The sequence below is a fragment of the Oribacterium sp. WCC10 genome (assembly GCF_900113415.1).
Taxonomy (GTDB): domain Bacteria; phylum Bacillota; class Clostridia; order Lachnospirales; family Lachnospiraceae; genus Oribacterium.
In genome coordinates this window covers 13,176-29,180 of the sequence record NZ_FOPH01000010.1, presented here as the reverse complement: position 1 = coordinate 29,180, position 16,005 = coordinate 13,176, and the positions used below count along the sequence as shown (strand labels likewise).

Annotated in this window: 11 protein-coding genes; all 11 read right to left on the bottom strand. The window is 45.5% G+C overall.

Annotation, left to right across the window (positions count from 1 at the left end; genetic code table 11):
* Positions 1–699 (bottom strand): electron transport complex subunit RsxE, encoded by a 699-nt coding sequence (gene rsxE / locus BM294_RS08640; protein WP_091206987.1) that lies wholly within the window; start codon positions 697–699, stop codon positions 1–3.
* A gap of 15 nt (positions 700–714) precedes the next feature.
* The gene (locus tag BM294_RS08635; RefSeq protein ID WP_091206985.1) at positions 715–1,323 is read right to left on the bottom strand and encodes an RnfABCDGE type electron transport complex subunit G; all 609 of its coding nucleotides are present in this window, start codon (positions 1,321–1,323) and stop codon (positions 715–717) included.
* Positions 1,320–2,270 carry an RnfABCDGE type electron transport complex subunit D gene (locus BM294_RS08630; protein WP_091206982.1) on the bottom strand — a complete coding sequence of 317 codons (951 nt, stop codon included), beginning with the start codon at positions 2,268–2,270 and terminating at the stop codon, positions 1,320–1,322. The genes BM294_RS08635 and BM294_RS08630 overlap by 4 nt, the downstream gene beginning before the upstream one ends.
* Entirely contained in the window at positions 2,267–3,649 is a 1,383-nt protein-coding gene (rsxC, locus tag BM294_RS08625) for an electron transport complex subunit RsxC (protein ID WP_091206980.1), read from the bottom strand. The genes BM294_RS08630 and rsxC overlap by 4 nt, the downstream gene beginning before the upstream one ends.
* 410 nt (positions 3,650–4,059) lie before the next feature.
* Positions 4,060–5,898, bottom strand: a complete 1,839-nt coding sequence (gene glmS / locus BM294_RS08620; protein ID WP_091206977.1) for a glutamine--fructose-6-phosphate transaminase (isomerizing) — start codon at positions 5,896–5,898, stop codon at positions 4,060–4,062.
* A gap of 612 nt (positions 5,899–6,510) precedes the next feature.
* On the bottom strand, positions 6,511–7,734 hold the full coding sequence (locus BM294_RS08615; protein ID WP_175494607.1) for a DUF4349 domain-containing protein: 1,224 nt from the start codon (positions 7,732–7,734) through the stop codon (positions 6,511–6,513).
* Positions 7,735–7,826: 92 nt separating this feature from the next.
* Positions 7,827–8,732, bottom strand: a complete 906-nt coding sequence (locus tag BM294_RS08610; protein ID WP_091206971.1) for a hypothetical protein — start codon at positions 8,730–8,732, stop codon at positions 7,827–7,829.
* Positions 8,733–8,762: 30 nt separating this feature from the next.
* Positions 8,763–9,329, bottom strand: a complete 567-nt coding sequence (locus BM294_RS08605) for an RNA polymerase sigma factor (protein WP_091206969.1) — start codon at positions 9,327–9,329, stop codon at positions 8,763–8,765.
* A gap of 400 nt (positions 9,330–9,729) precedes the next feature.
* Entirely contained in the window at positions 9,730–10,797 is a 1,068-nt protein-coding gene (locus BM294_RS08600) for an FMN-binding protein (RefSeq protein ID WP_091206966.1), read from the bottom strand.
* Between the two features lie 202 nt (positions 10,798–10,999).
* Positions 11,000–11,671, bottom strand: a complete 672-nt coding sequence (gene trhA / locus BM294_RS08595; RefSeq protein WP_091206964.1) for a PAQR family membrane homeostasis protein TrhA — start codon at positions 11,669–11,671, stop codon at positions 11,000–11,002.
* Positions 11,672–12,134: 463 nt separating this feature from the next.
* Positions 12,135–15,887: a phosphoribosylformylglycinamidine synthase gene (locus BM294_RS08590; RefSeq protein ID WP_091206961.1), complete on the bottom strand. Its 3,753-nt coding sequence runs from the start codon at positions 15,885–15,887 to the stop codon at positions 12,135–12,137.
* Between the last annotated feature and the right edge of the window lie 118 nt (positions 15,888–16,005).

The window sequence follows — 16,005 nt, the reverse complement described above, 5'->3', positions numbered from 1 at the left end:
TCACGCCTCCTTCTTAACGTCAGAAGCTGGAGCTTCTTCTCTTTTATTAAATGCGCCGAGAACATCGCCTGAAGTTACGAACTCAGGAACTTCCTGTCCGCCGTTTGTAGCTGATGGAAGCTTAAGCTTGTTCTGGATGGCTGCAAGGAATGCAAGCACGATAAATGCACCAGGAGCCAATGCAAAGATTCCGATGCTGAACTCTTCAGGGATAAGCTGGAATCCGAAGATAGCACCCTTACCGATGAGCTCACGTACTGCACCGAGAACTGTTAATGAGAATGTGAATCCGATACCCATGCCGAGACCGTCGCAGAAGGAAAGGACAGGAGTATTGAAAAGCGCATACGCTTCTGCTCTACCAAGGATGATACAGTTAACAACGATAAGAGGGATATAGATACCCAATGACTCGTATACTGCAGGTGTATATGCCTGCATGAGAAGCTGTACTATGGTAACGAGCGATGCGATAACAACGATCTCGCCCGGGAGACGCACTCTGTTAGGAATGATATTTCTCAGTGCGGAGATCACCATGTTTGAAAACATAAGTACGGCGGTAGTGGAAAGACCCATACCGATGGCATTGAATGCACTTGTTGTTGTAGCAAGTGTAGGACACATACCAAGCATAAGAATGAAGGTAGGATTTTCCTTGATGATGCCGTTATAAATTCTTTCAAGATACTTATTCATTTATCACGACCTCCTTCACTTTACGATATAGTTCTGTACAAACTCGGTTGCAGCATTTGTTGAGTTGACAACTGCTGTAGAAGTCATGGTTGCACCGGAGATTGCATCGATTTCGTTCTCTCCTGCTCCGCCGCCCTTCTTAACACTTAAGTTTGTTCCCTTGCCTGCGAACTGCTCGTAGAACTGAGGCTCAAGAGCTCTCTGTCCAAGACCTGCAGTCTCAGGAAGTGTCTCAGGGAAAGAAATACCGGTTACCTTGAGGCCTGAGTCAACACCGATAACAACTACAACGTTTCCGCCGTAACCTGCGGCCTGAGCCTTAACGATGTATCCGATCTCAGCGCCAGAGGCATCCTTTGCAGCAACTACTGAAAGAAGCTCAGCGCCGCCGTTGTCTGCGGATACGGTACCGTCGCTCTTTGCTGTATCAAGTGTATCAGCGTAGGTTTCATCATCATACTCTTCTGCTGCCATAACCTGCTGGTAAGAAGCGATTGTGGAAGCATTCTTGATTGAATCGATCTGTTCCTTAGTCATGCCGTAAACCGCACCAAGAAGTAATCCTGATACAAGTGTGATGGCTGTAAGGACGAGAGCGTCTTTTACAAAAGAATCTTTCTTCATTTCTTCTCGTCCTCCCTTCCGAATGCTCTTGGAATAGTCTTCTGATTGATAACAGGAACGATGATGTTTGTAAGGATGATCGCATAGGAAACGCCCTCTGCTGAACCACCGAACAGACGGAAAAGTCCTGTCATAACACCGAGGATTACGGCATAAACAATCTGTCCCTTAGGAGTAATAGGTGATGTAACATAATCGGTTGCCATGAAGAATGCACCGAAGATAAGTCCACCGCCGAGAATCTCGCACAAGAGATAGTTGATATCGAATCCGTGACCACCGAAAAGAAGTGTGAATACTGCTACTGTTCCGATATAAATAAGAGGAATCTTTGGAGATATAACCTTCTTTACAATGAGATAAGCTGCACCGATAAGGAGGCAAAGCTTTGAAACCTCACCGATAGTTCCGGGAACACGTCCGAGAAAAAGGTTCATAAGGCTTACATTAGCCATATCCCCGCCGGCCTTCATGTAGGCAAGAGGAGTAGCACCTGACATTGCATCGGCACCTACTGTTGTCCATCCTGTCATCTTTCCTGCGAAAGAGATGAGAAGGAAGCATCTTGCGCCCAGAGCCGGATTCATCCAGTTCTTTCCAAGTCCGCCGTAGAGCATCTTGATAACGATGATGGCGAAAATCGCGCCGACACATGGAATCCATACAGGGATATCAGGCGGGCAGTTAAGTGCAAGGATAAGACCTGTTACTGCTGCTGACCAGTCACCGATAGTGATGGACATCTTCATGAACTTCTCGTATGCATACTCTGCAAGTACTGCAAAAGCTACTGTGAGAAGAACAACCAGAGCGGCATTGAAGCCCCACTGGATAACACCGTAGATAGTTGTGGGAATCATGGCGATGACAACATCACGCATGATCTCTCCTGTAGTAACTTCGTCACGAATGTGAGGATTTGAGGAAAGATTTAACATCTTATTCATTTCTTCACCTCCTCGGTAGATTTTGTTTCTTTAGCAGCTTCTGCCTTTGCCTTTTCAGCCTGAGCTCTGCGCTCAGCATTTACAAGACGCTTCATCTGCTTGAAGCCTTGGGTAAGAGGTCTCTTTGCAGGGCAGACATAAGTACAGCAGCCACACTCGATACACTCCATTCCATCAAGAGAAGCATACTTTGCAGTATCCTTGTTGAGGGATGCTTTCATAAGCATGGTAGGAATAAGATTTTCAGGACATGCTTCAACGCAACGTCCGCAGCTGATACATGCTGTGGTAGGTTCGTTGGAAACCTGATCGTGTGCCAGTGCAAGAATAGATGATGAATTCTTTGCAACCGGAACCTCAAGCTTGAAAAGAGGTATACCCATCATAGGGCCGCCGCAGATGATCTTTTCGGGATCCTTTGAGAAACCGCCTGCCTGATCTACTATCTCCTGGTAGCTCATACCAAGAGGTACTTTGAAGTTACCCGGCTTTGCAACAGCATCACCTGTAACAGTTACGATCTTGCGTACAAGAGGCTTTGATTCGCATACAGCTTCATAGATTGAAACCATAGTGTCAGCATTGTCAACGATGCATCCGGCATCAGCTGGAAGCATGGAAGAATTGATCTTTCTGCCTGTGACAGCAAAAATGAGCTGGCGCTCTCCACCCTGTGGATACTTTGTCTTAAGAGAAACAACTTCGATATTGGACTCACCCTGAGCCTTCTCAGTGAGAAGCTTGATGGCTTCAGGCTTGTTATCCTCTATGCAGATAACACCCTTTGCCTTAGGGAAGATAGAGAGAACGACCTTGAGACCACCGATGATCTTTTCAGGAGTCTCCATCATATCTCTGTAATCAGAAGTAAGATATGGCTCACACTCAGCGCCGTTGACAAGGAAATAATCAATCTTGTCAGGGTCTTTAGGCATGAGTTTAACAGATGTCGGGAATCCGGCACCTCCAAGTCCAACGATTCCGGCCTCTTTTACAATGTTTACGATCTCATCACGGGAAAGCTTTGTATAATCTCTCTCCTGACCAAATCCTTCGATTGCATTGTATGCCTGATCGTTTTCAACAACAATTGCGTCTACCATGGCTCCACCGGCTGTGAGACGCTTCTCGATAGCCTTAACGGTACCTGAAACGGAACAAATAACCGGACTGGAAATAAACCCGCCTGCCTCAGCGATCTTCTGTCCTACAAGAACAGTATCTCCCTTGGCCACTAACGGCTTTGCAGGAGCACCAATGTGCTGAGAAAGCGGATAAACCATGAGTCCCTGCGGCTTAAGCTCTACTATAGCCTGATCTTTTGCAAGATCCTTGCCGTCGTAGGGATGGACGCCACCTTTAAAAGTGGTAACACCCATGTTCGTATACCTCCCAAAATAATTTCATAGACTGTTGATATTATAACGAATGTTTATATTCATAACAATAAAAAACCATGAAGTGTTCAATATTTAGTGCATATTTTCTACAAAAATATTGTTAATTTGTTGTCACTTTATACAAAAGTACAATGTAACAATCGTCGTAAATGCGTTGGAGGGATATTGTATACAATTCTTAAATTAAAATGGTTTATATGCAGTCTAAATCGTATTTTTATGCATTTGGAATTATGAGACTTAATATAACTTTTGTGACCGGAGAATGATCGGATAAAGAAAGAAATCCGGAAATAAAAAAATCCCTGACAGCAATGTGTCAGGGAAATGTACTTTAAAGTAAATATCCTTTGAATGTGATGCGGTGGTTGCTTTGGAAAGCGGCCATATCACTCTACTGTTACGGACTTTGCAAGGTTTCTTGGCTTATCAACGTCGAGACCCTTTGCCACGCTTACGTAGTAAGCAAGAAGCTGTAACGGGATAACGGCAAGTGATGTTGCAAAATACGGATTGGTGGTTGGTACATAGACTGTGAAGTCTGCAGTATCTTCAATGTTGTAATTGCCGTAGGTTGTAAGACCCATGAGGTATCCGCCTCTTGACTTGACTTCTACCATGTTGGATACAGTCTTCTCGAAAAGCTCAGGCTGTGTAAGAATTCCTACGATGAGTACACCCTTATCGATAAGGGAAATGGTGCCGTGCTTAAGCTCTCCCGCTGCATAAGCTTCTGAATGGATGTAGCTTATTTCCTTTAACTTGAGTGATCCCTCAAGACCGATGGCATAATCCACTCCTCTTCCTATAAAGAATACGTCCTGAGTGTTGGCCTGCTTTGAAGCAAACCACTGGATACGCTCCTTATCCTTGAGGATATCTTCGATCTTTGAAGGAAGTGTCTGGATTTCCTTAAGCAGACCATTATAGCAATCTTCGTCGATTGCACCGCGAACTTTTGCGAATTCCATTGCCAATGCATATCCTGCGATAAGCTGAGTGGAATATGCCTTTGTTGTGGCAACTGCTATCTCGGGTCCGGCAAGTGTGTAGAAAACATTATCGGCTTCACGGGCGATTGAAGAACCGATGACATTAACGATGCCAAGAGTCTTTATGCCTCTGTCCTTTGCCTCACGGAGTGCTGCAAGAGAATCTGCTGTTTCTCCTGACTGGCTGATGATGATAACAAGGCCGTTGGGATCAAGAATAGGATTTCTGTAACGGAACTCAGAGGCAAGTTCAACGCGAACCGGGATACGTGCGAGGCCTTCCAGTACATACTGGCAAACTACTCCTACATGATATGCAGAACCGCATGCCACGATGTAAATCTGGCTGATATTTCTTATCTCTTCATCTGAGAGACCTACATTACTTAAATCAAGTTTGCCGTCCTTAAGTACTGAATTGATAGTATCCTGAACTGCCTTTGGCTGCTCGTGGATCTCCTTCATCATGAAATGCTCGTAGCCGCCTTTTTCAGCTGCCTGAGCGTCCATCTTGATCTCAACAAGCTCCTTCTCAACAGGCTCCTGATCAAGGCTGAAGAACTCTGCCACTCCGGCAGTGAGCTTTGCAATCTCCTGATTGTCAATGTAATAAACATTCTTGCAGTACTTGAGGATCGCAGGAACGTCAGACGCGATATAGGTTGAACCATCCTGAACGCCGATGATCATCGGTGCATCCTTACGTGCAACATAAATCTCTCCGGGATAATCCGTGAACATGAACTCAAGGGCGTATGATCCGCGGATGCGAACCATGGCACGTGATATGGCATCGACAGGTCCCTGGCCGTACTTCTGATAATAGTAGTCAACCAGGTTTACAGCTACTTCTGTATCAGTCTCAGAGTGGAAAACATATCCTTTTTTCAGAAGTTTGTCCTTTATCTCCTGGAAGTTTTCGATGATACCGTTGTGAACGGCAACCACCTGATGATGGAAGCTGACATGAGGATGAGCGTTTGTCTCACTCGGCTCTCCGTGAGTGGCCCATCTGGTGTGACCTATACCGCACTCTCCCTTTAATGCTTTTCCGTCATCTGTTTTTTCTGAAAGATTCTTGAGGCGACCCTTGGCCTTGACTACTTCAATCTCTGATTTTTCATTTCTTACCGCGATACCGGCTGAGTCATAACCTCTGTACTCCAGTTTGCTGAGACCGTCCAAAAGAATAGGCGCTGCCTGCTTATTTCCTACAAAACCAACAATTCCACACATAAAAAAATCTCCTCTCTCATCGAACAAAAACAATATGTGAAGAGGATGCAACAAAAGAGATGTTGATATAGCGATGAAGAGCGATATACATCACTCATCATAAGCACAGGTTTCAGAACGGAAACGGAATAATCCGGAAATCCCAAAAAACAGCAAAGCGTCATCGCTCCGTAATGAAACCATGGATATCAACACATCATATATAGCAGTTCTTTCTAAGAAATATACGGGATAATGAGTCTGAATTCAGACAGAAACCTGTACCACAAAGAAAAAAACGATAAACAGGTCCGGTTCAAACACGCCAAAGAAAGAGGATGCTACAGCGTCTCTTCTACATATATATATGTCAGTGAGTGAGAAAATTTCTGTTACGGTTTTAATTCCGCTTTTTCCTTTTTCTCTTTCGATTCACAATTCCGTGACAGCATCCGCCGAGTCTTTCGATAACTGTCATCCTCGTCGACCGATTACGGTCCTGGCGCTAATGTGGACTGTTCCTCCAGTGTAGTTCCACATTTGCTGTGTAATATATCATAAAAATGAAAATACGGCAACCCGTGAGGGCTGCCGCAGGTTTTAGTCATTTTTGTACAAGGTTATAAGTACCAATCATCGTACTTCTTCCTTATCTTTTGCTTCGTCCTTCACAGGTTCCTGAGATGTGTCCGGATTTTCTGCAGGTGGATTTACAGGTGCCGGATTTCCGTTAAGGGTCTTATTCGGAGCAACTGCGTTTGGAGCAGTTCCGTTCGTAACATTACCCATGTTTCCGTTGGACTTCATATTTGCGGCCATCTTTTCTGCGTGCTTTGACGCTCTCTTCTTGAAAAATACGAGAATCTTTCTGATCACGAACCAGATTACAGCGATAAAGATTCCAAGTACTATGAATACAGGGAGGCTGGAAAGCAGCCAAACGAGGAAATCAGTTACCGCATCTGCAAGATCTTCGATATTGCTCTCCAGGTTTGAAAGCACACGTGCCCAGAATCCGGTCTTTTGTGTAGGGGTGTAAACAGAAGCTTCGGATACATCAACGTTGATGGTTGAGTAGTCCACCTGGTTGTCGAAAGTGCGGAGATCTGACTCAAAGTTATCGAGTTGATATCTGATGTCGGAAAGCCGCTCTTCTATGGCGATGATGGCATCCACGGACTCAGCTTTGGCTATGAGTTCAAGGAGTCTGTCGTACTCTTCCTGAAGTGCCTTCTTACGTGACTCGGTGTCATGGTATTTTAATGTTATATCCTGAGTATTCTCATATTTTCTTGTCAGGTTGGCTCCTTCAGATTCAGTGAATGTGAGGAAGTCATCTACCCGGGGCTTAGGGATACGAAGTGTAAAGTATGCGTTGCGTTTTGAACTTGTTTTTTCGCTGCCGCTAATGTCACTTGACTCGATGTAGCCGCCAAGCTCGGTAGTCTTTCTCTGTATGTCAGTCACGAACTTGTCGAATTCGGTGGTTTCAAAAGTGAGGCTGACATTTCTTATAAGCTTGCGGTCTTCAGGTATTTTTTCTGCTGCAACAGTATCGCCTGCATTTCCGGATGTGGTTGATCCTGAGTTCTCATTGAAATCATAGTCGTCGGCTTCCGCCATCTCCATCGGTTCGGAATCTGCCATTTTGGCAGAAAACATGCCCGGTGCCGCTGCATCTCCGGTTAAACCATAATCATCGTACGCTCCCGCGCTGTTGCTTTTGGCACTGGAGGCTGAAGATGAACCATGTCCGCAGGCGGTGACGGTTGCCATAACAAGTAAGGCTGCAGTTCCTATGGCTATAATCTGATGCCATGTCCTGATATGAAATGGTCTACGTGCTGTTTTTCTCATTCTATACTCCTTTCCCATAAAAGCCGAGTCCCATAATGATCACGAACCTTATGGTACCGGCTGTTTTTCCATGTATTGTCAGTATTACTTACTCAGGAAACTGCCTTCACAAGTTCAAGCATATCCTCTTCGGTAAAATGCTGTGTTTCATCTATATCAATGGCATATGTGTAATTACCCTCACACCACGTCACAACGTACACATCATTGCCATTACTCTTTATATTCACGGTCTTATCTTCAACTGAGGTACTCTTCTCTGATTCATACGAATTGTAATCGCCGCTTATATCGTCCGTTCCTGCGGATTTTCTTATGCGGAAAGCCTCATTTCCCTCTGAATCGGTATATATTATCTCAATTATATCATTCTTTATGGAGCGGTAACAGCTCGGAGCAAAATCTTTGAATCTATCAGGTATATTTACCTCGAATCCGGCATCTGCTTCAGCTTCTTTAAGTGTATCACTGTCCTTCCATGGATTGGCTGTCATCACTCTGCTATCGGTGCCGGCTTCAGGGCTTGCTGCATTTGACCTTGCATCAGCATCAACGTCAGAGTTTCCTGCAGTTTCTTCGCTTCCTATATAGAGCCTTGCTTCAGTGTCCGGTGCTGTCGCATCAGGTAATGCTTTCTTCATACCGGATTTGGCGGTGCCGTCATCGTTGCCTGAACCGGGCAGATCCGATGTGACACCTGCATTTTCCGACATACTATATTGTGCTCCTTCCGGTGCTTCCTTTTGAAGCATGATATCCTGTTCTCCTTCTGAGGCTTCCTCTTTTACCATTTCCGGTGCCATCTGTGTGCTGCCTTGATTGTTTACGGCAAGATATGCGCCGAAGCCAATGATTATGACCACTGCCGCGGCCACCGCGTAGTAGGGTTTCCATCTGCGTCCTGCTGCCATCCGTATCACCTTTTCCGGAGCAGCTTCTGCCACATATTTTTCATCGATATCTCCGATGGCTTTCATAAGTTCTTTTTCTTTTTTCATGTTATCTCCAATCTCAAGTATTATCCGGTACTATATGCAGATTCCGGCCTGTTCCAGTTCATTTTTCAGGGCAGTTCTCATGCGGCTCAATGTCATTTTTACTTTGCTTTCACTGAATCCGTATTCAGCAGCTATCTCGTTGACAGATGCAACATACCAGTATCTTCTGACGAAAATTTTCCTTGCATCTGTTGGCTGCTTTTCAAGAAATTGGTTGATACATTCTGTTAATGTCAATCTTTCTGCAACTGCCTCGGGCTGAGATACTTTTTCGTCCGCAAGGCACTCTGAAAGTTCATCCAGAACATAGCTGGTTTCACTTTTGCCGCGCTTTTTGGCATTTTGCTTCTCGTAAAGATTAAGAGCCAGATTTCTCGTGATTTTTCCGATAAATGTCTTCAGTATAGATGGCTTTGCTGGTGGTATGGCATTCCAGGTGTTAAGCCAGGTGTCATTGACACACTCCTTGCTGTCCTCGTCGTTGTAAAGTATATTCATGGCGATATAGTGGCAATAGCTGCCGTACTTTCTCTCTGTTTCTTCGATTGCTGATTCTGATCTTTTGAAATATAGCGCTATGATTTCCTGATCGGTCATTTGCTTCTCCTTGTTTTCCGGGACAAACTGTTCATTCTGTTATGGGTACTGATCCAGACTCACGGATCCATTGGGATGTGATGGCATCAGGTAAACCCGGTATTTTTGTCCTTCATCTATATACACAGAAAATGAAACAGGCAGGTCACATTTTTCTGAAAATAATTGTATCAAAAAAATCCGCATGTCCATATGGACATGCGGATCTTTAAAAACATATTGAGAATTAAGCACATTTCACACGGATATGTGTCAGTGATAAACGGTGAATGACAAATGCTTTGAGACTTACTTTATGTGTCCGGAACAATGGGACTATATCCGGACATCGTACAACATTGTCTTTAATTGAACTTCAATACGTCATAATTAAAAATGCTGTACCGGAACTGTGCCGATATCAACCCTTGTATGACTCGGGATCGAAGCCTGCGCTCTTAAGAGCTTCGGCAGCTGCATTCTTGATAGCATCAGATGTTACTGTAGCACCCGAAACAGAGTCAACGCTGATACTGTTCTTTGAAATAATCTCACCGGGAAGCTGCTCAAGTGCCATAGTTCCGATATTTGGAGTCTCCTTGTCGCCTGTTGCAACAACATTGTAGATCTTGTCTGCAGTAGCAGTGATCTCAACAGTAACAGGACCACCGAGACCCTGAGCCTCTCCTGTTGCTGTCACAGCATCAGCAGGGATGTCCTTTGGATCAACCTTGGATGCTGACTGACCACCCTTGTAAGAAGCGGCATCAAAACCTGCACTCTCAAGAGCCTTCCTGGCGGCTTCCTTGATAGCGTCGGAAGTTACTGTAGCACCCGATACTGCATCTACATCAACTGTGTTCGCGGAAATGATGTCACCCGGAAGCTGTTCGAGAGCCTTTGTACCGATACCAGGTGTTTCATTATCGCCTGTAGCAACAACATTGTAGATTCTGTCTGCAGTAGCAGTGATCTCAACAGTAACAGGACCACCGAGACCCTGAGCCTCACCTGTTGCTGTCACAGCATCAGCAGGGATGTCCTCAAGGTTAACTGTGACTTCCTTCTTCTCTTCCTTAGTGTAACCGAAGTTTGCAGGATCAAAACCGGCAGCTTCGATAGCCTGGGCAGCAGCATTCTTAATGGCTGTTGAAGTTACGGTTGCACCTGTAACCGCATCAACAGAAAGGCTGTTGGCCTCAAAGATACTTGCAGGAAGCTGATCTACGGCCATGGTACCGATATTAGGTGTTTCATTCTGCTCTGTGACATTGATGGAATAAATCTTATCTCTTGTAAGGATAAGTTCAACCTTGACATCACCGTCCATGCCCTGTGCTGTGCCTTCTACTGTCACTGCATCACCGGGAATCTGGCTCTTTGCAACACTGCTTGATGTTCCGAGGTTCCTTGACTGGTAACCTGTAACTACTGCGGCAACAACACCAACCGCAATCACTCCGAGAGCGATTATATTTTTCTGTTTCATTTTAGTCCCCCATTGACTTAAATATAAAAGACATAAATATGCCTATATGTCTTTTAAATATATCATATGTCAATGCGATTTTCATAGAGATTTCATTAAGATTGGCAATGAAACTTGTTGCCGGTGTAACAGTTCAGCCATGACAGGCGCCCGGACTCCTCTTTGGCTATTCTGAAAATCATGTCAGGCTGAACAGTTGTTGTCAGCCTGCCAGCATTATCATCATGCCATAGTGGCACATGGATCCTGCGATAACAAAGCAGTGGAATATCTCGTGATTTCCGAAATATCCAGGAAGGTGTTTGAATATCGGAAGCTTGAGAGCATAAATGACTCCGCCTATGGTGTAAATGACTCCACCTGCAAACAAAAGCCAGAATTCAGGGCCGGTCAATGCTGTTTTTATCTTGAATATGGCAAATATGCATGCCCAGCCAAGTGCGATGTAGATGATGGAATTAAGCCACTTTGGAGTATGAATGAATATGATATTCACAGTCATGCCAATGACGGAAAGTATCCATACTATTGCAAGAAGTCCCCATCCGGTACTGTCTCCCAGTGCGATGGCACATACCGGAGTGTAGCTGCCGGCAATCAGCATATATATCATCATATGGTCTATCTTCTTCAGAGTATCATTTACCTTCGGAGATATGTCGAAGAGATGATATGTTGCACTTGCGGCATACAGAAGCACGATGCTCAATGCAAATATTCCGAAAGCAAGGATGCGCTCGATGCTTGGATGCTGAGCTACTCTGTAAAACAGAGGAACTGCCGCGAATATCGACAGTATCATGGCTATATAATGAGTGAGAAAACTTCCGGGATCTTTTATCTTAAGCAGTAAAGAATTGTCTTTAAAATGCATAATGTACCTCCTCATAAGTATTGCAGGGTTAAGCGGTTATTTCTGGAGGAACACTGATTAATCAGTGTTTCCATAGAGCCTCCGGCGTCGGGGCACGGATTTATTATGGAAATTGATGCCTCGCATCGAAAATCCGGCCAGTGAAACGCTTTAATCAGCGTTCACTTAGCATAACGCACATCCGCATCGATCCAACCGTATGTAGTAATCAAAACTACATCTAATTATATCAATAAATTTAATTAATGCAATACCTTTGAGGGGTCAAGTTGGCGGATTCACATAATGAGTCTCCCGACAAATGAGTAAAATAGAGGAGTTTCGTGCTTCACACTCTCACTCGTCTCCCACATTCCGCACTTCCATGGAGTTTACGCTCCACTTCGTGCTCTTTGGGATAGGCCTTTGTCCCTTGGCTCACATAATAAAAATCCTCTCCACACAAGTGGAGAGGATACAATAATTATTCGAAGTATTCCTTTGCTGCCTTGAAAAGTCCCATATCGTAATTACCCGGAACATTCTTGTAGAGGCTGTGACCCCATCTCTCGGCATGTCCCATCTTACCAAGTACTCTTCCATCCGGTGAAGTGATACCCTCAACCGCATAGTAGGAACCGTTAGGATTGAACTGGATATCCATAGTCGGGTGACCATTGAGATCCACATACTGAGTTGCAATCTGACCGTTCTCAACAAGTTTCTTGAAAAGTTCAGGTTCGCAGATGAAACGTCCCTCACCGTGTGAAACCGGCACACTGTAGATTTCGCCCGGCTCGGAATCTGCAAGCCATGGAGACATATTGGAAGCGACTCTTATATTAACAATCTTTGACTGGTGACGGCTGATGGTGTTGAAGGTGAGAGTCGGGCAATGTTCATCTGTATCTCTTATCTCACCAAACGGTACAAGACCAAGCTTTATAAGTGCCTGGAAACCGTTACAGATACCAAGCATGAGACCATCACGCTTTGTGAGCATATCCATGGTTGCTGTCTTAACTGCCTCATTTCTGAAGAAAGAGGTAATGAATTTGGCTGAACCATCCGGCTCATCTCCACCTGAGAAACCGCCCGGGATAAAGATAAGCTGTGACTCTTCGATGTGCTTTGCAACCTCAGTGACAGACTCTGCGATATCCTGCTTTGTCATATTTCTGACTACAACTATCTCAGGCTCAAGACCTGCATCAGCCATAGCCTTTGCTGAATCGTATTCACAGTTGTTACCCGGGAATACAGGGATAAGAACCTTTGGCTTTGCAACCTGTACAGCCGGTGCCACCCAGTTCTCCTCGGAGTAATCGGCTATTGTAACATCAGACTCTTCCGGCGATGCATCCTTATCAAGGTTCATGTTGCACTTAAATACCTTCTCAAGCTTATCCTCGTAAGCTTCACAAAGATCTGAAAGCTTCAGAACCTCGTCATTGTAACGGATCTCTGCATCCTCTGTTGTCTCACCAAGGTCAGCGATGATGATGCCCTTATCCTTAAGCTCTGAGGCTGCGTAAATCTCATCAAGAGTTGCTCTGTCATTAAGCTCGAGGATGAAGCTTCCATACTGATATCCGAAGATATCCTGAACTGAAAGGCTTCCGGCAAATGCGAAGCCAAAATCATTACCCATGCACTGCTTGAGAACTGCCTCTGCTGCTCCGCCGTAAGTCGGTGTGTAAATAGAAGCAAGCTTTCCATCTGTCACGAGCTTATGAACGTAGTCGAAAAGTGTAAGGAGACTCTCCTTTGCGGGCAGCTCATTTCTGTACTCGGGCTTAAGCCACAGTACCTTGTGGTTTGCTCCCTTAAACTCAGGGCTTGTGATGTACTTCGCATCCTCTGTTGTGATGGCGAAGGAAACAAGGGTTGGAGGAACATCCAGTTTCTCGAAGGTTCCGGACATAGAATCCTTGCCGCCGATGGCAGCGATTCCGAGGTCAAGCTGTGCGTCAAAGGCACCGAGAAGCGCCTCAAGAGGCTGGCCCCAACGTGCGCTGTCGTGACCAGGCTTTCCGAAATACTCCTGGAAAGTAAGGTAAGTGTCCTCGAAGCCTGCACCTGTTGCGATAAGCTTTGCCGCAGACTCAACTACTGCAAGATATGCACCCTTGTAGCAGTTCTTCTCTGTGATGAAAGGATTGTAGCCGTAAGCCATAACGGAAGTGTCATCTGTGTGACCCTTCTCAACGGAAATCTTGGCAGCCATAGCCTGGATAGGTGTGCGCTGATTCTTTCCGCCGAATGGCATAAGTACTGTTCCGGCACCGATGGTGGAGTCGAAACGCTCACTGAGACCTCTCTTTGAGCAGACATTGAGATCCTCTGAAAGAGCTGTCATGTTCTCACTGAAGCTGCCCTTGACCTCGCGGTAAATGCTTTCGCCGGCAGAAGTTTTTACTGTGATGTGCTTCTCTGCTCCGTTTGAGTTAAGGAAGTCACGTGACAGATTGATAATGTCTTTGCCGTTCCAGTGTGCGATAAGTCTGTTTGTATCTGTTACTGTAGCCACATGTGTAGCCTCAAGGTTCTCCTCATGAGCGAGTTCCATGAAACGGTTCATATCCTTTTGTTCAACAACTACAGCCATTCTCTCCTGTGACTCTGAGATGGCAAGCTCTGTTCCGTCGAGACCTTCGTACTTCTTTGGAACCCTGTTGAGGTCAATGTCAAGACCGTCAGCCAGCTCGCCGATGGCAACGGAAACTCCGCCGGCACCGAAATCGTTGCAGCGCTTGATAAGCCTTGAAGCCTCTGCATTACGGAAAAGACGCTGAAGCTTACGCTCTTCGGGAGCATTACCCTTCTGAACCTCTGCGCCATCCTTCTCAAGAGACTCAACATTATGTGACTTGGAAGAACCTGTTGCACCGCCGATACCATCACGACCTGTACGTCCGCCCAGGAGAATGACTACATCCCCGGCAGCAGGCACTTCGCGGCGAACATTTTCAGCAGGAGCGGCAGCAACGACTGCACCGATCTCCATGCGCTTTGCAGCATAGCCCGGATGATAAAGCTCATCAACGAGACCTGTTGCAAGACCTATCTGGTTACCGTAGCTTGAGTATCCGTCGGCAGCTGTGGTAACAAGCTTTCGCTGAGGAAGCTTTCCTGTCATGGTGTCCTTAACAGAAACTGTCGGATCGGCAGCACCGGTCACACGCATTGCCTGATATACATAGGATCTTCCTGAAAGAGGATCACGGATAGCGCCGCCGATACATGTTGCGGCACCACCGAAAGGCTCGATTTCGGTAGGATGGTTGTGAGTCTCGTTCTTGAAAAGAAGAAGCCAGTCCTGAGATTCTCCGTCAACCGTCACCTTTATCTTAACTGTGCAGGCGTTGATCTCCTCTGACTCATCAAGCTTTGAAAGCTTACCTTCCTTCTTGAGAACCTTTGCCGCAAGAGTTCCTATATCCATAAGGTTGATCGGCTTTGTACGGTTAAGGTCCTTGCGGGAACTGATGTAACGATCCCAGGAAGCTTTAAGCTGCTCGTCTTCAAAGGAAACATCATCGATGGTTGTGAGGAAGGTTGTATGACGGCAATGATCTGACCAGTAGGTATCGATCATACGGATTTCTGTGATGGATGGATCACGATCCTCGCTCTTGAAGTAATTCTGACAGAACTTGAGATCGTCAAGATCCATGGCAAGACCCATATCCTTTAATATTGCCTGAAGATCATCCTCTGAAGCCTGAATGAAGCCCTTCAGAGTATCTACCTCTGTAGGGATATCGTACTTAACATCCAGAGTATCAAAGGTATCGAGGGAAGCCTCTCTTGCTTCTACAGGGTTGATAACGTACTTCTTGATATCGGATATCTCCTGCTCTGTGAGATCACCGTAAAGGAGATATACCTTTGCGGAACGAACCTTAGGACGGTCTCCTGTTGTAAGGATCTGGATACACTGAGCTGCTGAATCTGCACGCTGATCGAACTGTCCGGGAAGGAACTCTACTGCAAATACATATGCATCCTTGTGTTCAGGAAGTTCTGCGTAGACATTATCAAGCTGCGGCTCACTCAGGATGAGCTGTGTAGCTTTTTCAAATGTTTCTTTATCCAGTCCCTCAACATCGTAACGATTTAAAAGACGTACGTCTGTAAGGTTCTTAATGAGAAGTATGTGACGGATGTCATGACGAAGCCCCTGTGCCTCGTGACGAAGACCTTCCTTTTTCTCAACATAAACTCGATTTACCATTGGTTTCTCCTTATCAGTATTGTATTCCGGTCAGAAAATGCTCGAGCGCATGCGCCGGCTCACGAGATACAATGAGAAAATGCCATTTAAATGCGCTACGCGCAGGCATTTTCGGTTG

Bases quoted from the DNA above. Each gene is read 5' to 3' on its own strand.
- rsxE (WP_091206987.1), bottom strand. From the start codon at position 699: ATGAATAAGTATCTTGAAAGAATTTATAACGGCATCATCAAGGAAAAT.
- BM294_RS08635 (WP_091206985.1), bottom strand. From the start codon at position 1,323: ATGAAGAAAGATTCTTTTGTAAAAGACGCTCTCGTCCTTACAGCCATC.
- BM294_RS08630 (WP_091206982.1), bottom strand. From the start codon at position 2,270: ATGAATAAGATGTTAAATCTTTCCTCAAATCCTCACATTCGTGACGAA.
- rsxC (WP_091206980.1), bottom strand. From the start codon at position 3,649: ATGGGTGTTACCACTTTTAAAGGTGGCGTCCATCCCTACGACGGCAAG.
- glmS (WP_091206977.1), bottom strand. From the start codon at position 5,898: ATGTGTGGAATTGTTGGTTTTGTAGGAAATAAGCAGGCAGCGCCTATT.
- BM294_RS08615 (WP_175494607.1), bottom strand. From the start codon at position 7,734: ATGAGAAAAACAGCACGTAGACCATTTCATATCAGGACATGGCATCAG.
- BM294_RS08610 (WP_091206971.1), bottom strand. From the start codon at position 8,732: ATGAAAAAAGAAAAAGAACTTATGAAAGCCATCGGAGATATCGATGAA.
- BM294_RS08605 (WP_091206969.1), bottom strand. From the start codon at position 9,329: ATGACCGATCAGGAAATCATAGCGCTATATTTCAAAAGATCAGAATCA.
- BM294_RS08600 (WP_091206966.1), bottom strand. From the start codon at position 10,797: ATGAAACAGAAAAATATAATCGCTCTCGGAGTGATTGCGGTTGGTGTT.
- trhA (WP_091206964.1), bottom strand. From the start codon at position 11,671: ATGCATTTTAAAGACAATTCTTTACTGCTTAAGATAAAAGATCCCGGA.
- BM294_RS08590 (WP_091206961.1), bottom strand. From the start codon at position 15,887: ATGGTAAATCGAGTTTATGTTGAGAAAAAGGAAGGTCTTCGTCACGAG.